This is a genomic window from Cytobacillus dafuensis (assembly GCF_007995155.1).
Classification (GTDB): Bacteria; Bacillota; Bacilli; order Bacillales; family Cytobacillaceae; genus Cytobacillus; species Cytobacillus dafuensis.
This window is the reverse complement of the sequence record NZ_CP042593.1, coordinates 4,470,588-4,494,312: the sequence shown is the minus strand read 5'-3', so window position 1 is coordinate 4,494,312 and position 23,725 is coordinate 4,470,588. Positions and strand designations below refer to the sequence as shown.

Genomic DNA, 23,725 nt, shown 5'->3' with positions numbered 1-23,725 from the left:
TTTATTTCACCTCGCTAAGAGTTCCGGATACCCATCCCTTTACTCCAGCAGAAGTTTCAACATTATACCAAACTTCACCTGCTGCGTTTGTGAATGTTGAGATGTATTTCAATGTTGTTCCACTTTTTAGGGTTTGAAGGATTGGATAGGTTGTTGTTGCTCCTTTACGCAAATGAACATCCCCAAATGTAACAACCTGAGTAGGTGTGCTCGTACTAGGTTTATTTACTGATACATCATTTGAGAAAACCCATCCTTTTAAAGTAGAGGAGAGCTCAACTCGGTACCAAAGACCTGTTGCTGCATTAAATTTATCAATGACCTTTAATGAAGTGCCTTTTGCTCTAGTAGCAACAACTTTATAGTTCTTTGATGCACCAGAATGGATATTAACGGATGCGTTGGCATAAACGACAGAAGGAAGCTCTCCTTCAACTGGCGGTTGTGTCGGTGGTGTACCAGGATTTGTACCTATTTGTGATATTTGGGATTTAAGATTATTAATTTCTTGCTGCTGTGAAGCAATCTTATTCTCCAGCTCTGTCATTTTCGATTTCATTGGATTTAATTGGGAGGTAACCCAATCAACACTTGCTAGGACTACATTACTTGAAGCATTCATTGCTTGGGGTGTAAATATAATGGCTCCTGTCCCAATGCCAAGTGTTAATGCTCCAGCAACGATAAGTTTTTTAGACCGGTTCATTCTTTTTCCCCCTATGTATTATTCAGAAAAAAATTGGGGTATTTATCCTAATACCCCAATTCATGTTCATATAGTAGACTATCATATTTATTTCTGTCAGGAAATAGATTACAAGTTTTTAGAACTTGTTAAAGTATTCTTCTAAGCCTTTCGTAATCCCGACTGCAGCTTTCTTGCGGAATTCCGTTGTTTTTAGTAAAGCTTCTTCCTTCGGATTCGAAATGAAGGCAAGTTCTACTAATATACTTGGAAGCTGATTCATTCTATTTACATAGAAGTTTTGCTCTTTAACGCCTCTATTGTAAGTTTTCAAGGAAGAAATCATGTTTTTCTGAACGGCATCTCCCATTGTTTTGCTTCTTGGACCATTATAGTTAACGGTTGAATTATAGTATGTAGTCGATCCATTTGATGTGGAAGAGAAAGAATCTGCATGAATACTAATAAATGCATCCGCATTTGATTTATTGGCAATGGTTGTTCTTTCGTCCAATTCTAAAAAGATATCTGTGCTGCGTGTTAATGTAACAATGGCACCATATGCTTCAAGCTCTTGTTTAAGCAATAAAGCTGTTCCTAAGTTTACATCTTTCTCTTTTAATTTAGTTGGACCAACTGAGCCAGAATCCTTGCCTCCATGTCCTGCGTCAATAATGATTTTTTTCCCAAGAAGACCGTATGGTACGATTTTGATTGACAGTTTGTCTGAATAGTCTCTAAAGGTAAAGGAATATCCAGGCTCAAAGGTAATCACGACAGATTTTTCGCCACCTGAGGAGAAGGATTCTATCGATTGAATACCCTTGATTTTCTCTTTAGGGATTTCTACATCTGTTATACCACCAGTCAGCTTTAAGCGATTGGAGGATAGAACTTGATAAGAAATTGGGTATTTACTTGGCTTCACCCAGTTTAAAAATTGATCTCCATCCACAGTAGTTACGGTTGGAGAAAGTAGTTTTTTCTCGACTAAATGCAAAGAATCCATTACAGAGCTAGGTACCCATCCTTTTTTTCCAGTTGAGCTTTGAAGGTTGATCCAGTGTTGGCCAAGAGAGTTCGTAAAATCGCCTAATACGGTTACTTTGCTATTATATTTAAGTACTTCAGTGACTTTATATTGCGTGGAGGCACCGGAATATAATGATATATTATTTGCTCCAACAATAAGCGTTGTTCCTGCTGTAATGGCAGGTTGTGTAGATACAACGGATGCGCTTACCCAAACGGTTTTATTGGAGGTTGTTACAGCTTGATACCATACATCTCCACTTTCGTTTGTTACTTGTTTTATGGCTTTTAGCATGGTGCCCTTCGTTGCTTGATCAACGACAGCATCGTTTGTGGAGGGACCACTTCTTAAGTTAGCCACGTCTGCACTTACATATAAATTTAAATTCATTGCTTCTGAAGTACCAACCGTACCAGCTGGAATCCAGCCCATTAGGGAAGGAGTCACTTCAACTCGCAGCCAAGTTGCTCCATCTGGATGACTGAAGTGATCGATAACTTTTACTTTTTGGTTGAGCGAAAGCTTACTGACAGATGCGTATGTTTCAGACGCTCCTTTTCTTACATCTAACCCGTTTTGATGACTATAGACATAGCTGCCAATCTCAGGAATAGGATCCGTTGTTTCAGGTGGACTTGGAAGATTCGAACCTGGTTTAAAGGCACTTTCATGAATCCAGCCCTGTACTTTTCCTAAATCAATTCGATACCATGTTTCTTGCTTGGCATTTTTAAATGTATCAATAATCGTCACTTTTTGATTTTTAGTAACATATGTAACAATGCCGTACGCATCGGTAGCCCCTTTTCTTACGGGAGCTTTATCTGCTTGAATGATTTTGGTTTCAGTACTTGGTGGAGGAGGATTCAAATCACTTGCTGGCTTCAAATAGTTTTGCATAACCCAGCCAGTGGTCGAACCTACTTCAATGCGGTACCATACTTCGTTTTTGCTATTTTTGAAGCTGTCGGTAATTTTCACGACAGTCCCTTTTGATAGCTTCTTAACGACTTCATAGGAGGTAGTCGCTCCTTTTCGAACATTCACATTGTCTTCAGTAATGGCAGCGTTTTTTCCGATTTGCAGCCCGTTATTTCCATTTGGATTTGATGAGAAATGGCTAGCTAAGCCCCATCCCTGTTTATCCCCTAAATCAACACGATACCAAGTCTCACCAATAGAGTTCATGAATTCATCGGTAACAGTAACGCTTTTTCCTGATGGAAGAGAAGTTACAAGAGGATATGATGATGTTGCGCCTTTTCTAATTTCAACATTTTGGTCTACTAACATATTTGCCGGGGTATTTAGATTTTCTGCATGTACGAGGGCAGGAAATAAAGCGGCAGTAGCAAGAACCGAGGAAGCAATAAGTTTTTTCAAAGTTTTTTTCCCTCCGTCGACAAAAGTTTTGATTACTTATCCTATTCTAGCGAATTTTGTCTAATGTTCCAACCCAGAAAAGCAAATATAGTAATTTATTATTATGAAAATGTAATAGGGATCATTTTTTATTAGGGAATTATAAATAATTAATTGGAAAATTAATAATTAAGAGGAGGCCGATAGAAGGAAGGGGAGGCTGATAAATTCAAAGATTAGCTAATAAACAAGATATCATCCTAAAAAAGAGCAGCTCTTTCAAAGAGCTGCTCTAAAAATCAAAATCTAGTATTCTTCATTATTGGCAGCTTGTTCTGACGCTTGTTCTGACTGCTGGGATTGTGAAGATTGATTATCAGTTAAATTTTTATCTTTCGTGTTATCTAGAGTATCATTTAAGGTTTTGCTAACTTCAGCGAGTGATTCTTCATCTGGAATATAGTAATAAATATTATTGATATATTCGTCAGTTCCTTCAATAGCTAGGTTTTGAATTTCGGTATCTTTTAATTTTGTATATAGTTTCATGAAGCTAGCAAATTTTGAAGGAGGAATGTTTGTTTTAACATTATCACCCAAGTCTCCTAATATATCATTAATTTTTGTGATGGAGCTGATGGAGGTTCCTTTGTCGATAATGGCTTTAATGACTTGCTTTTGTCTTTCGTTTCGTCCTTTGTCACCTTGTGGATCCTTTTTTCTCATCCTTACGTAGGCAAGCGCTTCATTTCCATTTAGTTCCATTGGTCCTTCGTAAAAAGTTTTCCACTTTAAGCTTCCTGTTAATTGGGATTTGAATGTAAATGGAACATCGACTTCAATTCCTCCAAGCGTATCCACAATATCCTCAAAGCCTTCAAAGTTAGTCGTAATATAATAATCAATTGGTACATCGAGCAATTCATCTATTGTTTCTATTGTTGATTCAACACCGCCATAGCTATAAGACTCAGTGATCTTCGTTTTATATCCAGCAGCTGGAACCATTGTTCTTGTGTCACGCGGGATGCTGAGCATAGAGATTTCCTCTGTTTTCGGATTGACAGTAACTAACATTTGTACGTCAGCTCTTTCGCCGCCCCCTTGCTCCTCAATTCCTAATAAAAGAATATTAAAGGCATCCTTTGTAATCTGAACTTCTTCTGTGCGGTGATTTTTCACCTTATCACGATCAATTTCTTGATACATCTTATCAGTAGCCTTTTTGGCGTGGTTAGCGACATCGTATGCAAAGTATCCCCCGCCTCCAATCACAAGGAGCAGGATCAAAAGGACAAAGGTACGCCAAAGGCGCTTTTTCCTGCTTTTTCTCCTGTTAGACCTAGATTTAGACATTCTATCCCTACTTTACGTATTTTAGTTAGTTTTAATGGTCTAGTAAAAAATAATTAAACCAATAGTTAATTTTACCCGAAATAATATGTGGTCGTAAATATAATTATTTTCCCACTTCTTCCTCTAAATATAACCGATCCCCCTCAGTAATCACGCTTTGTCCATTGGTAAGCTCGACCATCCAATTCGTAAAGCTTTCCGTTTGATCTTCTTCTACAAATGTTTCAATTTCCACATTGTCAAGATAATGGATGTCTTTAATGGAGTATACAGAGGATCGCAGTTCGTTTTCGAGTTTCCCAAGCCATGTGTAGTCAATTTTTGTATGCATGATTCTCATTAATTTTCTTTCGACAATGCCTGTAAAGTCGATTCCTTCGGAGGTTGCTTTGCCGTATGCACGGATCAGTCCGCCAGCCCCAAGCTTAATCCCGCCAAAGTAGCGGGTAATGACCACGACGGTGTCTTTTAGATGCTTTTTTTTCAATACTTCAAGGATTGGAACTCCAGCAGTGCCGCTTGGTTCCCCGTCGTCATTCGCTTTTTGAATTTGATCATGTTCACCGATCATATAGGCAGAGCAATTATGTGTGGCATCCCAATGCTTCTTTTTTATTTCCTGAATGAATTCTTGAGCGTCTGCTTCTGATTCCGCTCTGGTCACATATGCGATGAAACGTGATTTCTGAATCACAATTTCGTTTTCACCATAACCTTTTACAGTATAGTAACGGGGCAGCATATAACCGCTCCTTTCTAAATCCGTCAATTCTTTTCTAAATAAATTAGGCTACCTCACTTCGCTGTAGGTAGCTTTCGCCTTTCTTTGTCTAGCTACAGCGTCTACGAGTATTCGCCTTTCTTTGTCTGGCTACAGCGCCTAGGGGCTCGAGGTCATAAGCCAAGCCGTCAAGAAGGTTAAAGAACAACCTTCTCGTCGACTCGTCTTATGCTTGTCGCCCCTGATCGAGGCGCTTTCGCCTTTCTTCATTATAATTCGACATTCATCAAAACATCAATTAATAGCAAGGAGGTAATATGCTTTTCCGCAAAATTTAATGAATTTGAAAAATATATCAATTTTGTAATAAAACTTTAATATAGTAAAAATGCGACCATGATATAATAACACTATCTTTGTGGTGAAAATCACAATCTTTCTTCTTATACGGAGACTGATGCAAAAGATACATTATATAGGATATAAGACATGGGTCAAGAATACAAGCATGAGTCTTTTTAACGATTTTTAGTGAAAATTGTATAATTTGATTAGTTGATAGATAGTATATCCTGCCAATTCAAGCTAAAATAATGGTAATAAGAAAAGGCTTTTTTTAGAAGGGGAAAATATTTAAGCAAATCAATACTTCTAAAAAAAGCAGTTTAAAGCTCTCTAAGCTCCGCCTAATTGTGTTGGAGTCTGCATAAGCAGAGCACTTATGTAGGTTACATATTACCGGAGGAATTCTATGAGCATTAAGAAATTTGATACAAAAGCGTTAGATTTGATACTAGAAAAAATGATTGAAACAGTAGGAATCAGCAAGGATGAGGTTTTTCGAATTGGCGAGCAATGCCGCAAAGAGCATTTAACCTTAACGGATGAGTTGAAAGATGTGAAAGTTCTCGTCATGAAGGCGATTGATGAAGGAGACAGGCTAGAGGTTCAAACTCGGTTTGCCAGAAAGCGTCTTTCAGAGGTTAGTATGCACTTTAAGGATCACACGGAAGATGAGGTTCGTGATGCCTATGAGAAGGCTCATCGCCTGCAAATGAATTACTCCATGAATCAGCAAATGGAGAAACAGCTTCGGGACCGGCGGGATGATATTGAAAGAAGACTTGTCGGTTTAAATGAAACGATTGAACGGGCAGAACACCTTATTTCCCAAATTACGGTTGTCATGAATTATTTAATGAGCGACCTTAAGCTAATGGGAGAAATGCTCGAAGATGCGAAGCTAAAGCAAGACTTTGGTTTAAAGATTATCGAAGCCCAGGAAGAAGAGAGAAAGCGGTTGTCTCGTGAAATTCATGATGGCCCAGCACAAATGATGGCAAATGTCATGATGCGTTCAGATTTAGTTGAGCGTGTGTATAAGGAGCGCGGCGGAGATGAAGCGTTAAAAGAAATTCGTGATCTTAAGAAAATGGTCCGCAGTGCACTATATGAAGTTCGCAGAATTATTTATGATTTGCGACCGATGGCTCTTGACGATTTAGGACTAGTGCCTACCCTCAGAAAATACTTGCAGACAACCGAAGAATATCATAAAACGATCAAAATTAATTTTACCAATTTAAAGGAGGAAAAACGTCTTCCAGCCAAGTATGAAGTCGCTCTTTTCCGACTTATTCAGGAATCCGTTCAAAATGCCTTGAAGCATGCGGAGGCAAGTGAAATAAAAGTTGGGCTGGAAATTGATCCTTCAAAGGTTGTTGTCGTTATTAAAGACGATGGAAAAGGCTTTGATATCCAAGAAAAGAAAAAGAATTCATTTGGCATTATGGGCATGAGAGAAAGAGTTGAATTGCTAGAGGGCCAGCTATCAATTGATTCAAAGGCTGGAAAAGGAACGATCGTCATTATACAAGTACCTATCAATCTGAAATAATTAGCCTTTGTTAAATATGACTGCAGCTGTTTTATAAAAGCTTGTGGGGGTACAAGTCAAAACGGGAGCTAAAGATGGGTCCATGTTTTGCTGGATTAGCTGATAAAACTGTGTAGTTGACTGTTAACGGACATAGATTGGCTGATAGTCAACAGCATTCATGAACAGGGCCAATGAATAAAATGTTAAAATAAACCGGGAATTTTTAGGAGGGAATACAATTGACTACAAAGATTGTCATAATCGATGACCATCAGTTGTTTAGAGAAGGCGTGAAAAGGATTTTAGATTTTGAAAAATCATTTAATGTAGTTGCTGAGGGTGACGATGGCGGTGATGCTGTTGCTCTTGTAGAGCAATATCATCCAGATGTAATTATTATGGATATTAATATGCCGCATATTAACGGCGTTGAAGCAACAAGACAATTAATTGAAAAGTTTCCAGAGTCAAAGGTTATCATCCTATCTATTCATGATGATGAGAACTATGTATCGCATGCTTTAAAAACGGGTGCAAGCGGATACCTTTTAAAAGAAATGGACGCAGATGCATTAGTAGAAGCAGTTAAGGTAGTAGCAGACGGGGGATCTTACCTGCATCCAAAGGTTACTCATAATCTTGTAAATGAGTATCGCCGACTTGCTTTAGAAGAATCTGGACAAGGTATGGCGTTTATGCAAAAGGTCGAAATTCGCCGCCCACTTCATTTATTAACACGCCGCGAATGTGAAGTGCTTCAGCTTCTGGCAGATGGCAAAAGCAACCGTGGAATCGGTGAGGCAATTTTCATTAGCGAAAAAACCGTAAAGAACCATGTAAGTAACATTCTTCAAAAAATGAACGTTAATGACCGTACACAAGCCGTAGTCGTTGCTATTAAGAATGGCTGGGTGGAAGTACGATAAACGTGCTATGCAGCAAAAAGACAGGAGGGTTATCGTCATGTGCGATAGCTCTTTTTGTACATTAAGAAAGTATAAATTGTCAGCATAGAAGATGTTTCGACGCAGTTGCCGATTTTAGGAATTAAGTACGACGGACAGGACAAGGAAGGCTTCGATAGCGATTAACATCGCACGAAGGAAAAGCGATAGCTTTTACGAGGATGTCCTAGTCGGGCGAATGCCACAGGACGTTGAATAAACTTCCCCGAATAAACACCGTACGAAGGAAATGCGCATGCATTTTCGAGGAACTCATGCCTTCCGCCCCAATCAACAACAAAATAGCATTATCAACACTGAGCTTTTACACAGCCTTCCACTAAAAAAACACATGACAAGTTATCATGTGTTCTCTTAGGTGCTTACTTTAATAGTGCAGCTGCTATGGTTTGTAGGATCGTCTTCATTCCGGAACCTCTCCTCTGTACACATTTGATCATTATTATAATTTCCTCAATCTCTTTTGGAGAAGAAACCTCTAATATCCAATCAGCTAGTGCCTCACCACTAATGGTATCGTTTATTGTTGGGACCTTTATGGATTTAAACCGACATAGTTCGCCTTTTAATAAACTTATTTTAAATTCCTGAAGAGTGTTAGGCTCATCCGAACTTACTGTTGAAAAGATTTTGTTACCCATCCCTTATCCTCCCTTGTGAATAGACAACGAGGGCCTTTATTTCATAATGCGTATTTTACCATAGAAAGGCAATGTAACCAATTGTTCTTTAAAAATGTATAAATTATGACATTTTGCACCATTACCTTTACAAATTTTGGATTATTAGGCAAAATAGGTATAAAGTAACGCGGCGGGGTGACGAAATGTCTAGTTTAGCCAAATTATCAGACGTACTTTTGGTCGATACCTATACTAAGGCTGTTGCTATTCAAGTAGATCCTGACTTTATTCATTATTTAATCGTTGAAATAAGAAGAAGAGGATTAGATTTAGTGATTGAAGAAAAAAATAAGTTAGAAATGTCTGTCCAATGATTTTTAATTTGAGCTTTAGAAGACTCCCAATTTTTCTAATCAAAAAGTAATTTATTCGAGCTGCCTCCTCAACAAACCTCCACTTTCACCCAAATTTAATGCATTTCCAATCATTTTCATATAAAATGGACTCTAGATATTAGTTGAAGCTTAAGGATGGTAAATTTTTTATGAAAATAGCAGTTGTCACGGATAGTACATCCTATATCCCGAAGAACTTGCGGGATAAACTGAATATACATATGATTCCACTTAGTGTCATTTTTGGGAACGAAACATATAAGGAAGAAGTTGATATTACTGCTTCCGAATTTTATAAAGAGGTTAAGCTTAAAGGGTTGCCGACGACTTCACAGCCTCCAGTCGGTCAGTTTGTCGAGCTTTTTAATAAGCTTTCAGAGGATTATGATGCTGTTATTAGTATCCATCTTTCGAGCGGCATTAGTGGCACATACCAAGGTGCTGTTACTGCGAGTGGCATGACGAATGGGATTGAGGTATTCCCTTTTGATTCAGAAATTAGCTGTATGGCACAGGGATTTTATGTTCTTGAAGCTGCTGAAATGGCTGCTGCGGGAAAATCCATTCAAGACATTATGGCCCGATTAGAGGAAATAAAAAAATCCGTTCGCGCTTATTTCATGGTTGACGACTTATCCCATTTACAGCGGGGAGGAAGACTTTCGAGTGCTCAAGCATTAATCGGCAGCTTGCTCCAAGTAAAACCGTTACTCCACTTTGTAGATAAAATGATTGCCCCTTTTGAAAAAATTCGCACGAGCAAAAAAGCAATGAAGCGAATTGTTGATTTGCTTGAAGAGGATGTTAAATCTGGAGAACCATACCGAGCAGTTATTATTCACGCAAACCGGGAAGAAGGGGCAAAGGAATGGGCAGCAGACCTTGAAGCACGTTTTCCAAATGTTGAATTTATGATTAGCTATTTTGGTCCCGTCATCGGCACGCATCTTGGTGAAGGCTCGCTGGGGCTGTGCTGGATGAAGAAATAATAAGGTATTCAGTACTATCATTTTAGTGAAAAATAAGAAAAGTGGTCCCAGGGGAAGCTTATGAGACCATTTCATGATGGAAAAAGTAAAAATGTGGTGTCAAGAGAAGTCTATGAGACCACCTCAAGCAGAAAAAAGAGAAAAAGCGGTCTCATAGAGGGCTCATGAGACCACCTCAAAAAGAAAAAAGTAAAATAGTGGTCTCAAAGAGAGATAACGTGCCATTCCTTAGGGATGGCGTGCTTAATATATTGTTTGTATGATTTTTATCCCGCATTAACGGGCAGTAAGACCCCCACCTCAAGATTGAGAGAGAAGCGAGGAAGATAGGTGGGGGATAACTACCCGTAAAAGCCCCTATAATGAACACAGACTAAAAGCGCCACATCGTGTGGCAACGTCTGCGTGACCCACTTCGTGTGGGCCGCAACTAACCATCAGTGGGGGATGAAAGCCGACTAAGAACACCACGTCCTGTGGCAACGTCGGCACTAGCACGTCCTGTGCGTCGAAAAACTCCCACTGATGGAAGTTTCACTTTATCATATTCCAGAGGTGATTCCATGAGGTTTGCCGTATTTGAAAACACAATCATCCCCGATAAACTATTAGATTCTACAGAAAAAACACTCCCAATTTCCTCTATCGAAAAAATTCCACATCAGCAAATAAATCCTTCTTATCAATACAATCAAGAGCTCCAGCAACAACTATCCGGTAAACAGCTTTTACTTGATGATCTGGCCTATCCGATCTCAGAAGTCCATCAGCATTACGAAAATGGTTATCTCCAATACCGAAAAGGAATCATAACAGAAAAAAATAAGCTTTCCTGCAACCGCTGCGGTAATAGGGACAAGCATCTCTTTGCCTGGTTTCCATGTGCGCGATGTGGGGAGAAGTGCTTTTATTGCCGGAAGTGCATCATGATGGGGAGAGTGACCACATGTACGCCCTTGCTTAGCTGGACAGGTCCGGAATCTCAGCTAAATGAAACAGGCCCCCAACTGAATTGGAGCGGAACCTTATCCGAAGGACAGCAAACGGCTTCGAAACGAGTGGAGGAAGCTGTTCTAAATAACAAGGAGTTACTTGTGTGGGCCGTATGCGGAGCAGGTAAAACAGAGGTTCTTTTTGAAGGAATTGACGCAGCACTTACGACTGGCAAAAGAGTGTGCCTCGCGACTCCTAGAACAGATGTTGTGCTTGAGCTCACCCCCAGACTTAAAAAGGTATTTCCGAATATTCCTGTCGCCTCACTTTACGGAGGCAGTGAGGATCGCCATCTCAATGCACCGCTCACCATCACGACCACCCATCAGCTTCTTCGTTTTTACCAAGCTTTCGACACAGTCATTCTTGATGAGGTAGACGCCTTTCCTTATTCAGTTGACGAAACGCTGAAATTTGCCGTCCGTCAATCCCGTAAACAAGTCTCTTCCATGATCTATCTGACCGCAACACCAAATGAAAAGTGGCAAAAGGAATGCAGCCAAGGGAGAAGAGAATTCGTCACGATTCCAGCACGCTTTCATCGCCATCCTCTTCCAGTTCCCCATTTTACATGGTGTGGAAATTGGGAAAAGCAGCTCAAAAAAGAGAGGCTTCCACAGAATGTTTTTCAATGGATAAAAAAGCGACTAGATTCTCAAAAGCAATCTCTATTATTTATTCCAAAAATCGATAAGATGGAAAGAATTCTTCCCATCGTCCAACAACTGCATCCCAAAATTGAAGCCGTTCATGCTGAAGATCCGCTGCGAAAGGAAAAGGTACAAGCCATGCGCAACAAGGAAATCCCGATGCTTCTCACTACTACGATTTTAGAAAGGGGCGTCACTTTTCCAAATATTGATGTAGCTGTGATTGGTGCAGAGGATCGAATCTTTACAGAAAGTGCCCTTGTCCAAATTGCAGGTCGTGTTGGAAGAAGCTCACATGCACCTGGAGGCGATATTACTTTTTTTCACTACGGAAAAACGGAGGCCATGATACGCGCAAGAAAACAAATCCTTCATATGAATGTTGAAGCGAGAAGGAAAGGACTGATCGATTATTGAACATTGTCTCGTTTGCCTAACGGAAATAACCCCTCAGATTGGCTGGACTAGCCTTTTTTCAAAAGAAAATACGGCCCCCATTTGTGAGATATGCTTTGATAAATTTAAAATTATTGAAGGTGGAACTTGTGAAAAATGTGACAGGCCATTAGCTCACCTAGATGTGAAATATAAAAGCGGTAACCAATGTACAGACTGCATCCGCTGGGAGCAAGATCAGGAATGGGCAGGAACTCTAGTAAAAAATTTCTCTCTCGTTACTTACAATGATTTTGCAAAGGAGATGGTTGCTCAATTTAAATTCCGTGGTGACTACGTCCTTGCAGCTGTCTTCGCTGCTTTTATGAAAAAGAAACTTTCCTCGATCCAATTTGACGTGATGGTTCCTATTCCACTGAGTGATGAGCGCCTATATGAACGTGGCTTTAATCAGTCGGAAGCGTTAATTCAAGCATGTGGCCACGAACCAAGGAGACTTCTCTCTCGAATCCACACCGAAAAGCAATCAAAGAAATCGCGTTCTGAGCGTATCCATCTCTCACAAGTCTTTCAAATCGTGCACACCATACCCAATCAAAAAATCCTTCTCATTGATGATATTTACACAACGGGGTCAACTCTCAGACATGCAGCTAAATGCTTAAAGGAAGCGGGTGCTCACTCGATAAGCTCGGTTACTTTTGCAAGAGGTTAAGTAATTTTCAGTAAACTGTCATTTTTTAAATGGAAGACTAGGGATATAATGGAGGAAAAAAACAATTATGTTCATCATAAGGAGGAGCAAAAATGGCAGAGTTAATAAATTGTCCTAATTGCGATAGTATTTTTGTGAAAAGTCAATTTCGAGATGTTTGCGAGAAATGCTGGAAAGAGGAAGAGAAGGCCTACGAAACCGTTTATAATTTCATGCGCAAAAGAGAAAATCGCGCCGCAACAATGAAACAGGTTGTTGAGGCAACAGAAGTAGAAGAAGAACTAATCTTAAAATTCGTCAAAACTGGCCGCTTAAAATTAACGCAGTTTCCGAACTTAGGGTACCCGTGCGACAAATGCGGCTCCATTATTAGGTCGGGGAAAATCTGTGATAAATGTACAGAAGAGCTGAGAAAAGATTTAAATATTCACTCCGCAGAAGAAGAACGCCGAAAAGAAATTGAAAAAAGAGATAAACAGGCGACGTATTTTGCAGTGGATGAGAAGTTTCGGAGACGGGGTAAATAGTGGATTTGAAAATATTGTCATGAAACTTCTTCCTTTTCAAAAATAATGTTTAAAAAATCGTCACTTTTATCCGATAATAAAAATATAGAAATAGTTCGGTGTGAAAGTGAGGGGTATAAATGAAAATCAATAACTTCGGGGCATCCGGTGTGAATCCGTACAAACGCCAGATGAATAAACTCGACCAAGTCGACAAATTAGCTAATAAAGCTGCTGATAAAGTAGAAATCTCAACAGAAGCAAAGGAAATGCAACATGTCACTCAAATTGAGAACGAACGACAAGCAAAAGTTGAGGAATTAAAAATTCAGGTTGAGAACGGAACTTATAAGGTTAATCCAAAAGAAGTTGCGAGAGGAATTTATCAGTTTTATTTTAAGAAATAATCATTTTATCCTCCGACCGTTTAGTTAACAAGTCTTTCTATTTGGAGCGTGAAAGATAAATGCAAGTTAATTTTGAACCAAAACTTACATCTTTTGTATCAAACGATCACCTTCTTTCTATGAAAGAAGGTGAAACTTATTCTGCTACTGTTAAAGAGAAGCTTCCTAATAATGAAGCCATCCTTCAAATAAAGGGGCAAGAGGTAAGAGCGAAATTTAGCGGTCAGATTCCACTGGAAGGCAAGGTGAGCATTGAAGTAATCGATGCGAAGCAAAGTCCGCCGATTGTAAAAATAAGTCCGCCTGCAGATTCCTCAAAACCAAAGGAATCTATTAATATTGATCAAATTTTGCAGCAGTTTACTGGTGGGAAAAACGTCTCCGCAGAACTTCGCGCAGCGGCTCAATACTTATTGGATAAAAACTATCCACTAAATAAAGAAGTGATAAAAAGCTTACAAGACTTTATTCAGAATACGAAAGGCACGATAGACCAGAAGCTTGAAACAATCGCTGCATTGGTAAATAAACGGTTAGAGGTTTCTCCGGTTCATCTCAATGCCATTCATGAGGCTCTACACGGAAGTCCTCTTGGTAAGATGATTAACGAGCTTGTTCATTCCTTTAATTCTAAGCCTAATTTAAATGAGCAAGCCATGATGAACAAAGACGAAATTGTTAGTAAAATATTAAAAAATTTCTCTAATGCTTTCAAAATGGAACTGTCAGAATCTTTGGATGAGTTATCAAAAGATAATCCACAAAAAACTCTCATAAATGAGCTTCAGCTTGCAATCAAAAAAGTACAAAAAGAGCCCAATCTTGAAAAGGTATTCACATCCATCCGCGAGCAAATAATCAATTCAAGAAACGTTTCAGATTCTCATCAAGATATATTAAAAAATATGATGAGCACTGCTGAAGAATTTGCAGAAAATGGCCGGGAACTAACAGCTAGGAAGGAATTAAGCTCTACTCTAGCAGGTCTTGAAAATGAAATAAAACAGTCTAGCAGTCAGAATATTATTTCTTACAATATACAAGATGATTTTCTACAGCCGCTATCGATCCAATCGAAGGATGTAATCGTGACAACGATTACAAAAAAGCTTTCACAAGTCGCACTCGATTTTAAAGAATTGAAGCAGAGTGTAGCTAGAAATCTACAAACGATTCAGCAGCAGCTGTCTACTGTTAATCATTCTACTAATCAAGTAAAGCCATTGCTTGAAGCAACGATTAAGTCATTAGATCAAGCGATTTTACGAAGCGACTTTATGCTGTATACAGATATGTCTACGGAAAAGAAGCTGCTTCAAGCAAGCTCACAGCTTGCTGAGGCAAGAAAGCTCTTAAGCAAGGGGGAAATTGCTGGAGCCAATCGATTAGTTTCAGAAATAAAAACGATGATGGATAAGCTTATGTTTAAGCCATCCGATGTCCGTGTGAAGCATTTTGTTTCAAACGAACTATTGAAGCTGGAACAACCGACATTAGAGAAACAGCTAGGTCAGCGTTTTGATGAAACATTACATACTTTGAAGCAGGGAACTTCTTCGAGACAAGCATTAGAATATATTCGAAATCTAGGATTGACTTATGAAGCCGATCAAGCACATGCATTGCTCTCTAAAGCAGGAGGAGTCAATGAAGGGGCGGATTCCTCGCTAAAAGGAATACTGTTGAAGTTATTGCAGACAGCGGATCATGGGCAAACTCAAAAAGTAGAGCAAATTTTGCAGCAAATGACGGGTCAGCAGCTGTTGAGTAAATCGGATTCGTTTTCTTTACAAAGTATGATGTTTACGATTCCGTATCCACTTCAGGATCAGATAGAGAATGTAAAGGTGTATATCAATTCGAAAAATAATCAACAAGGTGTAGATTGGGAGAATTGCAGTCTCTATTTTTTATTGGAAACGAAAAGAATGGGGGAAGTAGGGATTTTACTAACCTCAGTTGATCGAACTTTGTCATTTACGATAAAAAATGATCAAGCTAATTTTAAAGAGCGAATGGAGCCATTGGCGGAAAAAGCAAAGGAACGTTTGCAGGAGATTGGCTATCAAATTGGAAAAGTGCAATTTACGTCCTTAAGTCCTGAAAATAGAGAACCTGAAAAAGAGAAAAAGCAAGTGAAATCGCCCGTCACACCGAATTTTACTGAAGGGGGCTATAATTTCACAATATGAGACCGAAATATTTTAACCAAATTAACCGAAAACATTTGAACGGACCAACCGCTGCAGTGATTCGTTACGATGAAAAAGATGACACCCCTACTGTCGTAGCCCAAGGAACTGGACAAATGGCAGCAAAAATTATTGAGCTTGCAAAGGAACACGGTGTTCATATGCAAGAAGATTCGAGCCTTGTTCAAAACCTATTAGACATTGATTTGGGAGAAAATGTACCTCCTCAACTGTACTCGGTAATTGCAGAAATTTTATTATTAATAGAAGAAATGGATGCAAGTTATTAAAATCGAAAAAAATTAACCGATATTATCTATGGTTAAGGAGGAGTTCGTTTGGAATTTCTAACAAAAGAATTCATTTATCAAAAATCTTCACAAGAAATTACATCGCTTTTATATGAAGCTTGTATCAATAACTTAGAAGAAGCGATATCAAATATTAATCAAAAGAATTATATGGATGTAAATCGCCAATTGCAAAAGGTGAATGATTTATTAGAGCGGCTGGGAGTCGGAATCAACTATGAAGCTGGAATCATCGCCGACCAGCTAGATGCCCTTTATAACTATATGGCCAATCGTGTTATTGAAGCGAATATGAAGAAGGATGCTGCAATGCTCGAAGAAGTGTTGAGAATCTGTGAGGCTTTGGCGAGTGCTTGGAATACAGCAATGAAAAACAATGTCAATCAAAATCAGAGCGCATTAAAGAAAACGAATGCATACGAACAACAAATTCGAATTCTTGACCGTAATCCATATTAAGCTTAAGAGGAGAAATAGAGATGAAAATCAATCATAATATTCAAGCATTAAATGCATACCGTAATTTATCAAATACAATGAATCAAACATCTAAAAGCTTAGAAAAGCTATCATCTGGATTGCGAATCAATCGTGCGGCAGATGACGCTGCAGGACTAGCCATTTCTGAAAAAATGCGTTCGCAAATACGTGGTCTTGATATGGCAGAACGGAATGCATTAGATGGAATTTCGTTAATCCAAACAGCAGAGGGAGCCCTCAATGAAACGCATAGTATTTTGCAGCGTATGAGAGAATTAGCTGTACAAGCTGCAAATGGAACGAATGATAATAAAGACCGTGGTGAACTGCAAAAAGAGGTAGATCAGCTAGTTGCAGAAATTGACCGTATTGCGAATGATACAGAGTTTAATACGAAGAAATTGTTAGATGGCAGTCTAAAAACAGGAAGTGGTTTGGTTTTCCAAATTGGAGCGAATGAGGGTCAGAATGTTGTGTTGGAAATTGAATCTATGAAGGCAGCGGATTTAAAAGTATCTGGTATTAAAATTGATACTCAAGCTGATGCAGATAAGAATATTACAGTAATTCAATCAGCAATTGATGCCGTGTCTTCTGAACGTTCGAAGCTTGGAGCGATGCAAAACCGCTTAGAGCATACAGTCAACAATCTCCAAACATCAAATGAAAACTTAACATCTGCTGAATCGAGAATACGTGATCTTGATATGGCAGAAGAGATGACACAATTCACACGAAATAATATATTAAATCAAGCAGGTCAAGCTATGTTAGCGCAAGCGAATCAGCTGCCGCAAGGGATTTTACAATTATTGAAGTAAGAAAAAAGAGGAGGTTGCACTTTCGCTTCCTCCTCTTTTTTCTATCCTTCGTCTACAATAGAGAAAAGCGTTTTATCTTGGAGTGATGATGGTGGAAGTTAATAAAATTAAACGAACAGAGATGAGTAATGTTCAAAAGAAAAAACAGGTAGCTACAGAATCTGTTTCTTTTTCGGATGTTGTATCAAAAAAGAGAGAAAATCTCGTTCATGAAAAGCTGATGCTGCTTCAAGCAGATATTGAAGATCAAGGAAAAAATTTAGCGCAGTCCCGAACGATAGAAGATTTAAAAAAGTATAAACGCTTAGTAAAGTCATTTATGGAGGAAGCGGTCAATAACGGCTTAAAGCTTGAAGAACAGCGTGGATTTTTTCGTCATGGACGTACGAAGGTATATAAACTAGTGAAAGAAGTAGATCAAAAGCTGATCGATTTAACGAATGAAGTCTTGGATAAGGAAAAGAAAGGCTTAGATATTTTAGGGCTAGTCGGAGAAATTCAAGGCTTATTAATTAATATTTATACGTGAATAGATAAAGGTAAATAATCGGACCTATTAACCGATATACAAGGGGAGAGGACTACTATGGCAGCTTCAGCAATCATAGCAGTGTTGGAGAAATTACTAACCCTTCATCAAGATTTGTATGATATCGCCAAAAGGAAAACAATCATCATTAAGTATGGTGAGTTAGAAGCATTAAATCAAGTCATGAAGGATGAAAATAAAATCATTGTCGCTATTCAATTGGCTGAAAAGGAAAGGGAGAAAGCCATTCTTCTTCTGTCAAAAGGGGATCCTGTGAGGGGTACTCCTTCTACTATTCTTGAATGTCTAGATTGGATAGATGAGAAAAGCGATCAAGAAAAGATCGTAGAATTAAGGTCAATGCTGTTAGATACAATTGAAGTTTTAAAAGATATAAATAACTTGAATCAGCAGCTTCTAGAGCAATCTATGCAATTTGTGAGACTAAATTTAGATTTATTTAGTCCTGAATCAAATTTAGATAATTATTCAAAAACAGCAAATGAAGAATCTGAGACTATAAGGTCATTTTTTGATTCAAAGGCCTAATCTTTAGATTATGACTGTTCGAGTTTAAGTTTTTTATAGGAGGAAAAACGATGCGTTCTACATTTATGGGTTTAGAAACAGCACGCAGGGGAATGTTTACCCAGCAAAGTGCTTTATACACGACTGGACATAACATTGCAAACGCAAATACTCCAGGGTATTCAAGACAAAGGGTGAACTTTGTTCAAACGACGCCATATCCCTCGATTGGAATGAACAAACCTCAGATGCCAGGTCAAATGGGAACGGGCGTTATGGCAGGAACGATTGAGAGAATCCGAGAGAGCTTTTTAGATGTTCAGTTTCAAAATGAGTCCAATAAGCTAGGATACTGGGAATCAAAGGCTGTTTCATTAGACAAAATGGAAGATATCATGAATGAGCCAAGTAATAATAGCTTAGCTGCTGTCATGGGAGAATTTTGGCAATCATTACAGGATTTAAGTGTTCATCCAGAAGATGATGGAGCACGTTCTGTTGTTATTGAACGTGGACAATCGGTAGCAGATACATTTAAATATCTCTCTGAATCATTAAATCAGATAAAAAGTGACTTTGGTAATGAGATCAGTGTCAATATTAAAGCAGTTAATTCATTATTAAAACAAATTGCTGACGTTAACGAGCAAATTTCTCAAGTTGAGCCTCATGGATATTTGCCCAATGATCTTTATGATGAAAGAGATCGTTTAGTGGATGAACTTTCTCAATTCGTTAATATTAAAGTAGAAAAGAAGCCTTCAGGTGGTAATGCACTTGATATTGCAGAAGGTTCATATACGATTAAAATGGTTGGAGCAGATGGTTCAGAGTTCTTTTTAGTGAATGGATCTGATTACAATAATATTGGGATAAAAAGTGACAAACCTGCAATAGACACAGATCAAGATGGCATACCAGATAAACCAGATGGCAAGATAACTGGTTTTACAGTATATGACGTTCCAAAGTCAAATGAACCAACAAAACCTCCAGTTCCCGTCTATGACGTGCCTTTTGTTGCGGGTTCTGAAGTTGTTTTTTCGCAAGGGAAATTAAAAGGTCTTGTTGAATCATATGGGTATGATGTAGGCGGAACTGAAAAGGGAATTTATCCAGATATGATTGAAAATCTAGATAAGCTAGCTTACTCATTTGTTTCGCTTTTTAATGAAGTTCATAAAAAAGGATATGATTTAGACGGTGCTGGAGGTAAAGATTTCTTTGTACCATTACCAGCAGGAGGTCATAAGGACGCGGCGAAGAATATTAAGCTTTCTGGCATAACGACAAGAGAATTAGCCGTATCATCCATTCCGGGTGATGGCGGAGATGGAAAAAATGCCATCAATTTGTCAAATATCCAAGGCTTTGTTTTATCTGATGGCACAGTTAAGCTTGAAGGTGTCAGTGATCTTGATATAGCTTCATTAAATTTACCGATTAAGACAGGAACGGTTAACTCTTTCTATGAAGGAATGACAGGACGCTTAGGTGTTGAAAGCCAGCAAGCGAAGAGATTGGCTGGCAATAGTGAGTTATTACTGATTTCTGTAGATGAACGTCGTCAATCCGTGAGTGCGGTTTCGCTTGATGAAGAATTTACAAATATGATCAAATACCAACACGCCTACAATGCTTCAGCGAGAAATATTACGATTGTTGATGAAATGTTGGATAAAATTATTAACGGAATGGGAGTATCCGGCCGTTAAGGAGGTATATAACGAATGCGTGTAACTCAATCCATGCTTGCAAATAATATGTTAAGAAATTTAACATCGAGCTTTGATCGATTAGGGAAATACCAGGATCAACTTTCAACAGGTCAAAAGATTAACCGTCCCTCTGATGATCCGGTAGTCGCGATGAAGGGGATTACGTACCGTAGAAATTTAATGGAAGTAGAGCAATTCAAACGGAATTTCTCTGAGGCTTATAATTGGGTAGAAAATAGCGATGCAGCACTCGATAAGGCAAAAAAAGGGTTAGATCGAGTTCGTGAGCTTTTAGTACAGGCTAGCAATGACACCTATGATGAGAGCCAAAGAAAATCAATGGCAGAGGAAATTAAGCAATTAAAAGAGCATTTAGGTGAAATTGCAAACACGAAATTCGGAGATAAGTATTTATTTAATGGAACAGATACGTTAAATAAGCCGGTTGATTTAACTCAAACTCCTATAGTGGTTTCAGATAATACAAACCCAGTTGAAATTGAGTTATCGAAAGGCGTCACCATGCAAGTCAATGTAGATCCTACTAAGGTATTTAGTCAAGGTTTATTTGACGACATTGATAATATTATTACAAAATTGACAGATCCTGCCACTACAGGGGATGATATTGATGGTTTCTTAGCAGATGTGGATAAACATTTGGCCTCAATGACAGATACACGTGCAGAATTAGGTGCAAGAGTAAACCGTCTTGAATTGATGGAAGAGCGTATAGACGAACAAAAAGTAATTTCTACACGAGTGATGTCTGATAATGAAGGAATAGAAGTAGAAGAGGTTATTACAAATTTAAAGATGCAAGAAAGTCTGCATCGAGCTGCATTATCAGTAGGAACTCGAATCATTCAGCCGACATTAATGGACTTTCTCAGATAGGAGCTATTCAATTTGAATAGCTTCTTTTCACTACATAGAAAACCTCCTATAAAGCGTATTAAAACGACTTAACGATTACGAGGTGATTTCGTTCATGCAATTGCCACAATTACGTATGCAATCACAAACAGCACAATTAGGAATGGATATTTCACCCCCTGTCCAATCCATTGAACAGCCCGCCGCACAGCTCGATTTGCAGCAGCCGGCTGCTGAAATGTACATTAATCGTATTTCAACTCGATTAACAATTGATCAAACAGCAGCTTGGGAATCGATGGGGATCAAAAGTGCCTTCCGCAGTATTGAAGAGAACGCGGCTCAAGCCTACCAAGATGTATTGGCAGGAATGGAAAGAAGGTCATTTGAGGGCGACGAGCTCATGAGAATTGAAAATGGCGGAAATGTCATCGCCAATCAAGCAGAGCGAAATGGGGAGGATCCAATCTATGACTTTAATATTGGGTTCATACCACCAAATTTCAGTGTGAAAATTCATTTCACACCTGGTCAACTAAACATCCAGTGGAAAACCAATCAAGTGATCAATCAAACAAGACCACAAAAGCCGATCATTGATTATCAAAAAGGCGATATTACGTACCGAATGAAACAGCATCCTTCATTAAAGATCGATGTTGTGAACCTACCGTAACTGAGATAGGATAAAGTTCAACTAACCATTAGTCGGGGGTCATTTCCCTAACAGATGGTTAGTTGAACTTAGCGGGTTCTTAGCGGCGCTTATCTCCCGCCAAAACAATTTTTGAGTTCCTTATGCTTGAAGTAGGAGATTTTAGCGCCGTTTAGAACGGGATAAAACAAAAATGGCTTAAAAAGGAATGTGGCTTATGAACATAGAAACGAAATATCATAGTGTAGTAGAGATCATTGAAGATGAAGTTTGGCATTTTGAAAAAGGTATTCCCGGATTTTTAAGCGAAAAACAATTTGTCATTTTAAATCTTCCAGAAAACGATGTCTTTTCAATTATGCAATCCGTTACAACACCAAACCTTGCATTCGTTATCACAAACCCATTTCAATTTTTCCTAGACTATCAATTTTCAATTGATGACCCTTCGATAAAGCAATTAGAAATTGAAACAGATAGTGATGTGCTTCCATATGTCATTCTAACAGTTCAAGAACCGTTCGAAAAAACGACGGCAAACCTACAAGCACCTCTTATCTTTAACACAAAAAACAAGCGTGCCAAACAGCTGATCTTAAGCGACAGCAGCTATCAAACTAAGCATCTACTCAAACCAGCGCACGTTATCAAGGGGTGACGGTATGCTTGTATTAACAAGAAAAACAGGCGAAGCGATTCAAATAGGTGATGGAATTGAAATAAAGATCGTTAGTGTCCAAGGGGATCAAGTGAAAATTGGGATTAGTGCACCGAAGGAAATAGAGGTTTATCGGAAAGAAATTTATGATAATATTCAAAACGAAAATACAAAAGCGGTAGCGGAAGTAAAGGATATATTTTCCATTCTGTCACAAAACGACAAAAACTAAAATTTTTTATAAAAAACTATTAAAAGATTAATATTTATGTCGATATAAATGTTGTAAAGGGACAAAGGTACGGCCGACCCGAGTCCTAACAAAAAACTAACGTTCACAAGGATGTGAACGATACATTCAAGGAGGAAAATAAAATGATTATCAATCACAATATTGCTGCATTAAACACACACCGTCAATTATCAAGTGCTACAAGTGCACAAGGTAAATCAATGGAAAAATTAGCTTCAGGTCTTCGTATTAACCGTGCTGGAGACGATGCTGCTGGTCTTTCAATCTCTGAAAAAATGCGTGGTCAAATTCGTGGTTTAGACCAAGCTTCACGTAATTCACAAGATGGAATTTCATTAATTCAAACAGCTGAAGGCGCACTTAATGAGACTCATTCTATCCTTCAACGTATGCGTGAACTTGCTGTTCAAGCTGGTAATGAAGGAACGAATGAAGCTGAAGATTTAACAGCTATTAGTGACGAGATTACTCAATTACAAGCTGAGCTAGACGGAATTGCTGACCGTACAGAATTTAACGGTAAAAAGTTGCTAGATGGTAACTATGATTTTGATTTACAAATTGGAGCGAACACTGGTCAACAACTTAAAATTACAATTAACTCTGGTGCGGCTGGTTCAGGTTTTGATTCAACAGACTTAGGTGTTGCAGCAGCTGATTTAGTATGGGATGGAGCGAAAGCAAGTACTGATGCTAACCTAATAGCAATTGATGCTGCAATTGGAAAAGTTTCATCCGCTCGTTCTAATCTTGGTGCTAATCAAAATCGTTTAGATCATACAATTAATAACTTAAATAATGCATCTGAAAACTTAACTGCTGCAGAATCACGTGTTCGTGACGTTGACATGGCGAAAGAAATAATGAACCAAACAAAGAACTCAATTCTTGCACAAGCATCTCAAGCAATGTTGGCTCAAGCTAATCAACAACCACAAGGTGTTCTTCAATTATTACGTTAATATGTTTTAAAAAGGGATTGGGGAGTTTCCCAATCCTTTTTTGCATTTACATTGATTAACATAGATT

The 23,725-nt window shown here is 38.5% G+C and carries 25 protein-coding genes; 20 read left to right on the top strand and 5 right to left on the bottom strand.

Translation table 11 applies throughout. From position 1 onward, the window contains the following. Nucleotide 1: 1 nt before the first annotated feature. The 4 genes from FSZ17_RS21430 to FSZ17_RS21415 form a co-directional block, all read right to left on the bottom strand. Nucleotides 2-706 (bottom strand): SH3 domain-containing protein, encoded by a 705-nt coding sequence (locus FSZ17_RS21430; RefSeq protein WP_057773049.1) that lies wholly within the window; start codon nucleotides 704-706, stop codon nucleotides 2-4. Between the two features lie 118 nt (nucleotides 707-824). Then, the gene (locus FSZ17_RS21425; protein WP_057773051.1) at nucleotides 825-3,101 is read right to left on the bottom strand and encodes an N-acetylmuramoyl-L-alanine amidase; all 2,277 of its coding nucleotides are present in this window, start codon (nucleotides 3,099-3,101) and stop codon (nucleotides 825-827) included. 285 nt (nucleotides 3,102-3,386) lie between these two features. Further along, nucleotides 3,387-4,436, bottom strand: coding sequence for an LCP family protein (locus tag FSZ17_RS21420; RefSeq protein ID WP_057773053.1), 1,050 nt, complete (start codon nucleotides 4,434-4,436; stop codon nucleotides 3,387-3,389). 103 nt (nucleotides 4,437-4,539) lie between these two features. Beyond that, nucleotides 4,540-5,178 (bottom strand): YigZ family protein, encoded by a 639-nt coding sequence (locus tag FSZ17_RS21415; protein WP_057773055.1) that lies wholly within the window; start codon nucleotides 5,176-5,178, stop codon nucleotides 4,540-4,542. A 730-nt stretch (nucleotides 5,179-5,908) separates the two neighbouring features. Between FSZ17_RS21415 and FSZ17_RS21410 the strand changes: the two genes are divergently transcribed. Next, on the top strand, nucleotides 5,909-7,054 hold the full coding sequence (locus FSZ17_RS21410; RefSeq protein WP_057773057.1) for a sensor histidine kinase: 1,146 nt from the start codon (nucleotides 5,909-5,911) through the stop codon (nucleotides 7,052-7,054). A gap of 221 nt (nucleotides 7,055-7,275) precedes the next feature. Next, a complete protein-coding gene (locus FSZ17_RS21405; RefSeq protein WP_057773059.1) occupies nucleotides 7,276-7,962 on the top strand; it encodes a response regulator in 687 nt (228 codons plus the stop codon). Between the two features lie 401 nt (nucleotides 7,963-8,363). On the opposite strand, the gene FSZ17_RS21400 is transcribed toward FSZ17_RS21405, so the two are convergent. Beyond that, complete coding sequence (locus tag FSZ17_RS21400; RefSeq protein WP_057773061.1) at nucleotides 8,364-8,642, bottom strand: hypothetical protein; 279 nt, start codon at nucleotides 8,640-8,642, stop codon at nucleotides 8,364-8,366. Between the two features lie 185 nt (nucleotides 8,643-8,827). On the opposite strand from FSZ17_RS21400, the gene sda reads away from it, so the two are divergent. From sda to hag, 18 genes are all read left to right on the top strand, one after another. Further along, nucleotides 8,828-8,998, top strand: coding sequence for a sporulation histidine kinase inhibitor Sda (gene sda / locus FSZ17_RS21395; RefSeq protein ID WP_082625278.1), 171 nt, complete (start codon nucleotides 8,828-8,830; stop codon nucleotides 8,996-8,998). Nucleotides 8,999-9,168: 170 nt separating this feature from the next. Beyond that, nucleotides 9,169-10,008: a DegV family protein gene (locus tag FSZ17_RS21390; RefSeq protein ID WP_057773063.1), complete on the top strand. Its 840-nt coding sequence runs from the start codon at nucleotides 9,169-9,171 to the stop codon at nucleotides 10,006-10,008. 563 nt (nucleotides 10,009-10,571) lie between these two features. Then, nucleotides 10,572-12,068 carry an ATP-dependent helicase ComFA gene (locus FSZ17_RS21385; protein WP_057773065.1) on the top strand — a complete coding sequence of 499 codons (1,497 nt, stop codon included), beginning with the start codon at nucleotides 10,572-10,574 and terminating at the stop codon, nucleotides 12,066-12,068. 163 nt (nucleotides 12,069-12,231) lie between these two features. Then, nucleotides 12,232-12,762: a ComF family protein gene (locus FSZ17_RS21380; protein ID WP_322107591.1), complete on the top strand. Its 531-nt coding sequence runs from the start codon at nucleotides 12,232-12,234 to the stop codon at nucleotides 12,760-12,762. Nucleotides 12,763-12,854: 92 nt separating this feature from the next. After that, on the top strand, nucleotides 12,855-13,289 hold the full coding sequence (locus FSZ17_RS21375) for a TIGR03826 family flagellar region protein (RefSeq protein ID WP_057773070.1): 435 nt from the start codon (nucleotides 12,855-12,857) through the stop codon (nucleotides 13,287-13,289). 119 nt (nucleotides 13,290-13,408) lie between these two features. Beyond that, the gene (gene flgM, locus FSZ17_RS21370) at nucleotides 13,409-13,675 is read left to right on the top strand and encodes a flagellar biosynthesis anti-sigma factor FlgM (RefSeq protein ID WP_057773072.1); all 267 of its coding nucleotides are present in this window, start codon (nucleotides 13,409-13,411) and stop codon (nucleotides 13,673-13,675) included. Nucleotides 13,676-13,734: 59 nt separating this feature from the next. Further along, the gene (locus FSZ17_RS21365; RefSeq protein WP_057773075.1) at nucleotides 13,735-15,867 is read left to right on the top strand and encodes a hypothetical protein; all 2,133 of its coding nucleotides are present in this window, start codon (nucleotides 13,735-13,737) and stop codon (nucleotides 15,865-15,867) included. Further along, nucleotides 15,864-16,157, top strand: a complete 294-nt coding sequence (locus tag FSZ17_RS21360) for an EscU/YscU/HrcU family type III secretion system export apparatus switch protein (RefSeq protein WP_057773077.1) — start codon at nucleotides 15,864-15,866, stop codon at nucleotides 16,155-16,157. The genes FSZ17_RS21365 and FSZ17_RS21360 overlap by 4 nt, the downstream gene beginning before the upstream one ends. Before the next feature lie 48 nt (nucleotides 16,158-16,205). Beyond that, entirely contained in the window at nucleotides 16,206-16,637 is a 432-nt protein-coding gene (gene fliS / locus FSZ17_RS21355) for a flagellar export chaperone FliS (RefSeq protein WP_057773079.1), read from the top strand. Between the two features lie 20 nt (nucleotides 16,638-16,657). Continuing rightward, nucleotides 16,658-17,479: a flagellin N-terminal helical domain-containing protein gene (locus FSZ17_RS21350; RefSeq protein WP_057773080.1), complete on the top strand. Its 822-nt coding sequence runs from the start codon at nucleotides 16,658-16,660 to the stop codon at nucleotides 17,477-17,479. Between the two features lie 91 nt (nucleotides 17,480-17,570). Then, nucleotides 17,571-18,008, top strand: coding sequence for a YaaR family protein (locus FSZ17_RS21345; protein WP_057773081.1), 438 nt, complete (start codon nucleotides 17,571-17,573; stop codon nucleotides 18,006-18,008). A 57-nt stretch (nucleotides 18,009-18,065) separates the two neighbouring features. Beyond that, nucleotides 18,066-18,557 (top strand): flagellar protein FlgN, encoded by a 492-nt coding sequence (locus FSZ17_RS21340; protein ID WP_057773083.1) that lies wholly within the window; start codon nucleotides 18,066-18,068, stop codon nucleotides 18,555-18,557. Nucleotides 18,558-18,607: 50 nt separating this feature from the next. Next, the gene (flgK, locus tag FSZ17_RS21335) at nucleotides 18,608-20,251 is read left to right on the top strand and encodes a flagellar hook-associated protein FlgK (RefSeq protein WP_057773085.1); all 1,644 of its coding nucleotides are present in this window, start codon (nucleotides 18,608-18,610) and stop codon (nucleotides 20,249-20,251) included. 15 nt (nucleotides 20,252-20,266) lie between these two features. Beyond that, nucleotides 20,267-21,151 (top strand): flagellar hook-associated protein FlgL, encoded by an 885-nt coding sequence (flgL, locus tag FSZ17_RS21330; protein ID WP_057773088.1) that lies wholly within the window; start codon nucleotides 20,267-20,269, stop codon nucleotides 21,149-21,151. 94 nt (nucleotides 21,152-21,245) lie between these two features. Next, the gene (locus tag FSZ17_RS21325) at nucleotides 21,246-21,806 is read left to right on the top strand and encodes a DUF6470 family protein (protein ID WP_057773090.1); all 561 of its coding nucleotides are present in this window, start codon (nucleotides 21,246-21,248) and stop codon (nucleotides 21,804-21,806) included. A 196-nt stretch (nucleotides 21,807-22,002) separates the two neighbouring features. Then, on the top strand, nucleotides 22,003-22,443 hold the full coding sequence (gene fliW / locus FSZ17_RS21320; protein ID WP_057773092.1) for a flagellar assembly protein FliW: 441 nt from the start codon (nucleotides 22,003-22,005) through the stop codon (nucleotides 22,441-22,443). 4 nt (nucleotides 22,444-22,447) lie between these two features. Beyond that, the gene (gene csrA, locus FSZ17_RS21315; protein WP_057773094.1) at nucleotides 22,448-22,675 is read left to right on the top strand and encodes a carbon storage regulator CsrA; all 228 of its coding nucleotides are present in this window, start codon (nucleotides 22,448-22,450) and stop codon (nucleotides 22,673-22,675) included. 143 nt (nucleotides 22,676-22,818) lie between these two features. Next, entirely contained in the window at nucleotides 22,819-23,658 is an 840-nt protein-coding gene (gene hag / locus FSZ17_RS21310; protein WP_057773096.1) for a flagellin Hag, read from the top strand. Nucleotides 23,659-23,725 lie beyond the last annotated feature (67 nt).

Bases quoted from the DNA above. Each gene is read 5' to 3' on its own strand.
- FSZ17_RS21365 (WP_057773075.1), top strand. From the start codon at position 13,735: ATGCAAGTTAATTTTGAACCAAAACTTACATCTTTTGTATCAAACGAT.
- sda (WP_082625278.1), top strand. From the start codon at position 8,828: ATGTCTAGTTTAGCCAAATTATCAGACGTACTTTTGGTCGATACCTAT.
- FSZ17_RS21325 (WP_057773090.1), top strand. From the start codon at position 21,246: ATGCAATTGCCACAATTACGTATGCAATCACAAACAGCACAATTAGGA.
- csrA (WP_057773094.1), top strand. From the start codon at position 22,448: ATGCTTGTATTAACAAGAAAAACAGGCGAAGCGATTCAAATAGGTGAT.
- FSZ17_RS21390 (WP_057773063.1), top strand. From the start codon at position 9,169: ATGAAAATAGCAGTTGTCACGGATAGTACATCCTATATCCCGAAGAAC.
- FSZ17_RS21400 (WP_057773061.1), bottom strand. From the start codon at position 8,642: ATGGGTAACAAAATCTTTTCAACAGTAAGTTCGGATGAGCCTAACACT.
- flgL (WP_057773088.1), top strand. From the start codon at position 20,267: ATGCGTGTAACTCAATCCATGCTTGCAAATAATATGTTAAGAAATTTA.
- FSZ17_RS21385 (WP_057773065.1), top strand. From the start codon at position 10,572: ATGAGGTTTGCCGTATTTGAAAACACAATCATCCCCGATAAACTATTA.
- FSZ17_RS21430 (WP_057773049.1), bottom strand. From the start codon at position 706: ATGAACCGGTCTAAAAAACTTATCGTTGCTGGAGCATTAACACTTGGC.
- FSZ17_RS21420 (WP_057773053.1), bottom strand. From the start codon at position 4,436: ATGTCTAAATCTAGGTCTAACAGGAGAAAAAGCAGGAAAAAGCGCCTT.
- fliW (WP_057773092.1), top strand. From the start codon at position 22,003: ATGAACATAGAAACGAAATATCATAGTGTAGTAGAGATCATTGAAGAT.
- hag (WP_057773096.1), top strand. From the start codon at position 22,819: ATGATTATCAATCACAATATTGCTGCATTAAACACACACCGTCAATTA.
- FSZ17_RS21360 (WP_057773077.1), top strand. From the start codon at position 15,864: ATGAGACCGAAATATTTTAACCAAATTAACCGAAAACATTTGAACGGA.
- FSZ17_RS21375 (WP_057773070.1), top strand. From the start codon at position 12,855: ATGGCAGAGTTAATAAATTGTCCTAATTGCGATAGTATTTTTGTGAAA.
- FSZ17_RS21410 (WP_057773057.1), top strand. From the start codon at position 5,909: ATGAGCATTAAGAAATTTGATACAAAAGCGTTAGATTTGATACTAGAA.
- FSZ17_RS21415 (WP_057773055.1), bottom strand. From the start codon at position 5,178: ATGCTGCCCCGTTACTATACTGTAAAAGGTTATGGTGAAAACGAAATT.
- flgM (WP_057773072.1), top strand. From the start codon at position 13,409: ATGAAAATCAATAACTTCGGGGCATCCGGTGTGAATCCGTACAAACGC.
- FSZ17_RS21340 (WP_057773083.1), top strand. From the start codon at position 18,066: ATGGCAGCTTCAGCAATCATAGCAGTGTTGGAGAAATTACTAACCCTT.
- flgK (WP_057773085.1), top strand. From the start codon at position 18,608: ATGCGTTCTACATTTATGGGTTTAGAAACAGCACGCAGGGGAATGTTT.
- FSZ17_RS21350 (WP_057773080.1), top strand. From the start codon at position 16,658: ATGAAAATCAATCATAATATTCAAGCATTAAATGCATACCGTAATTTA.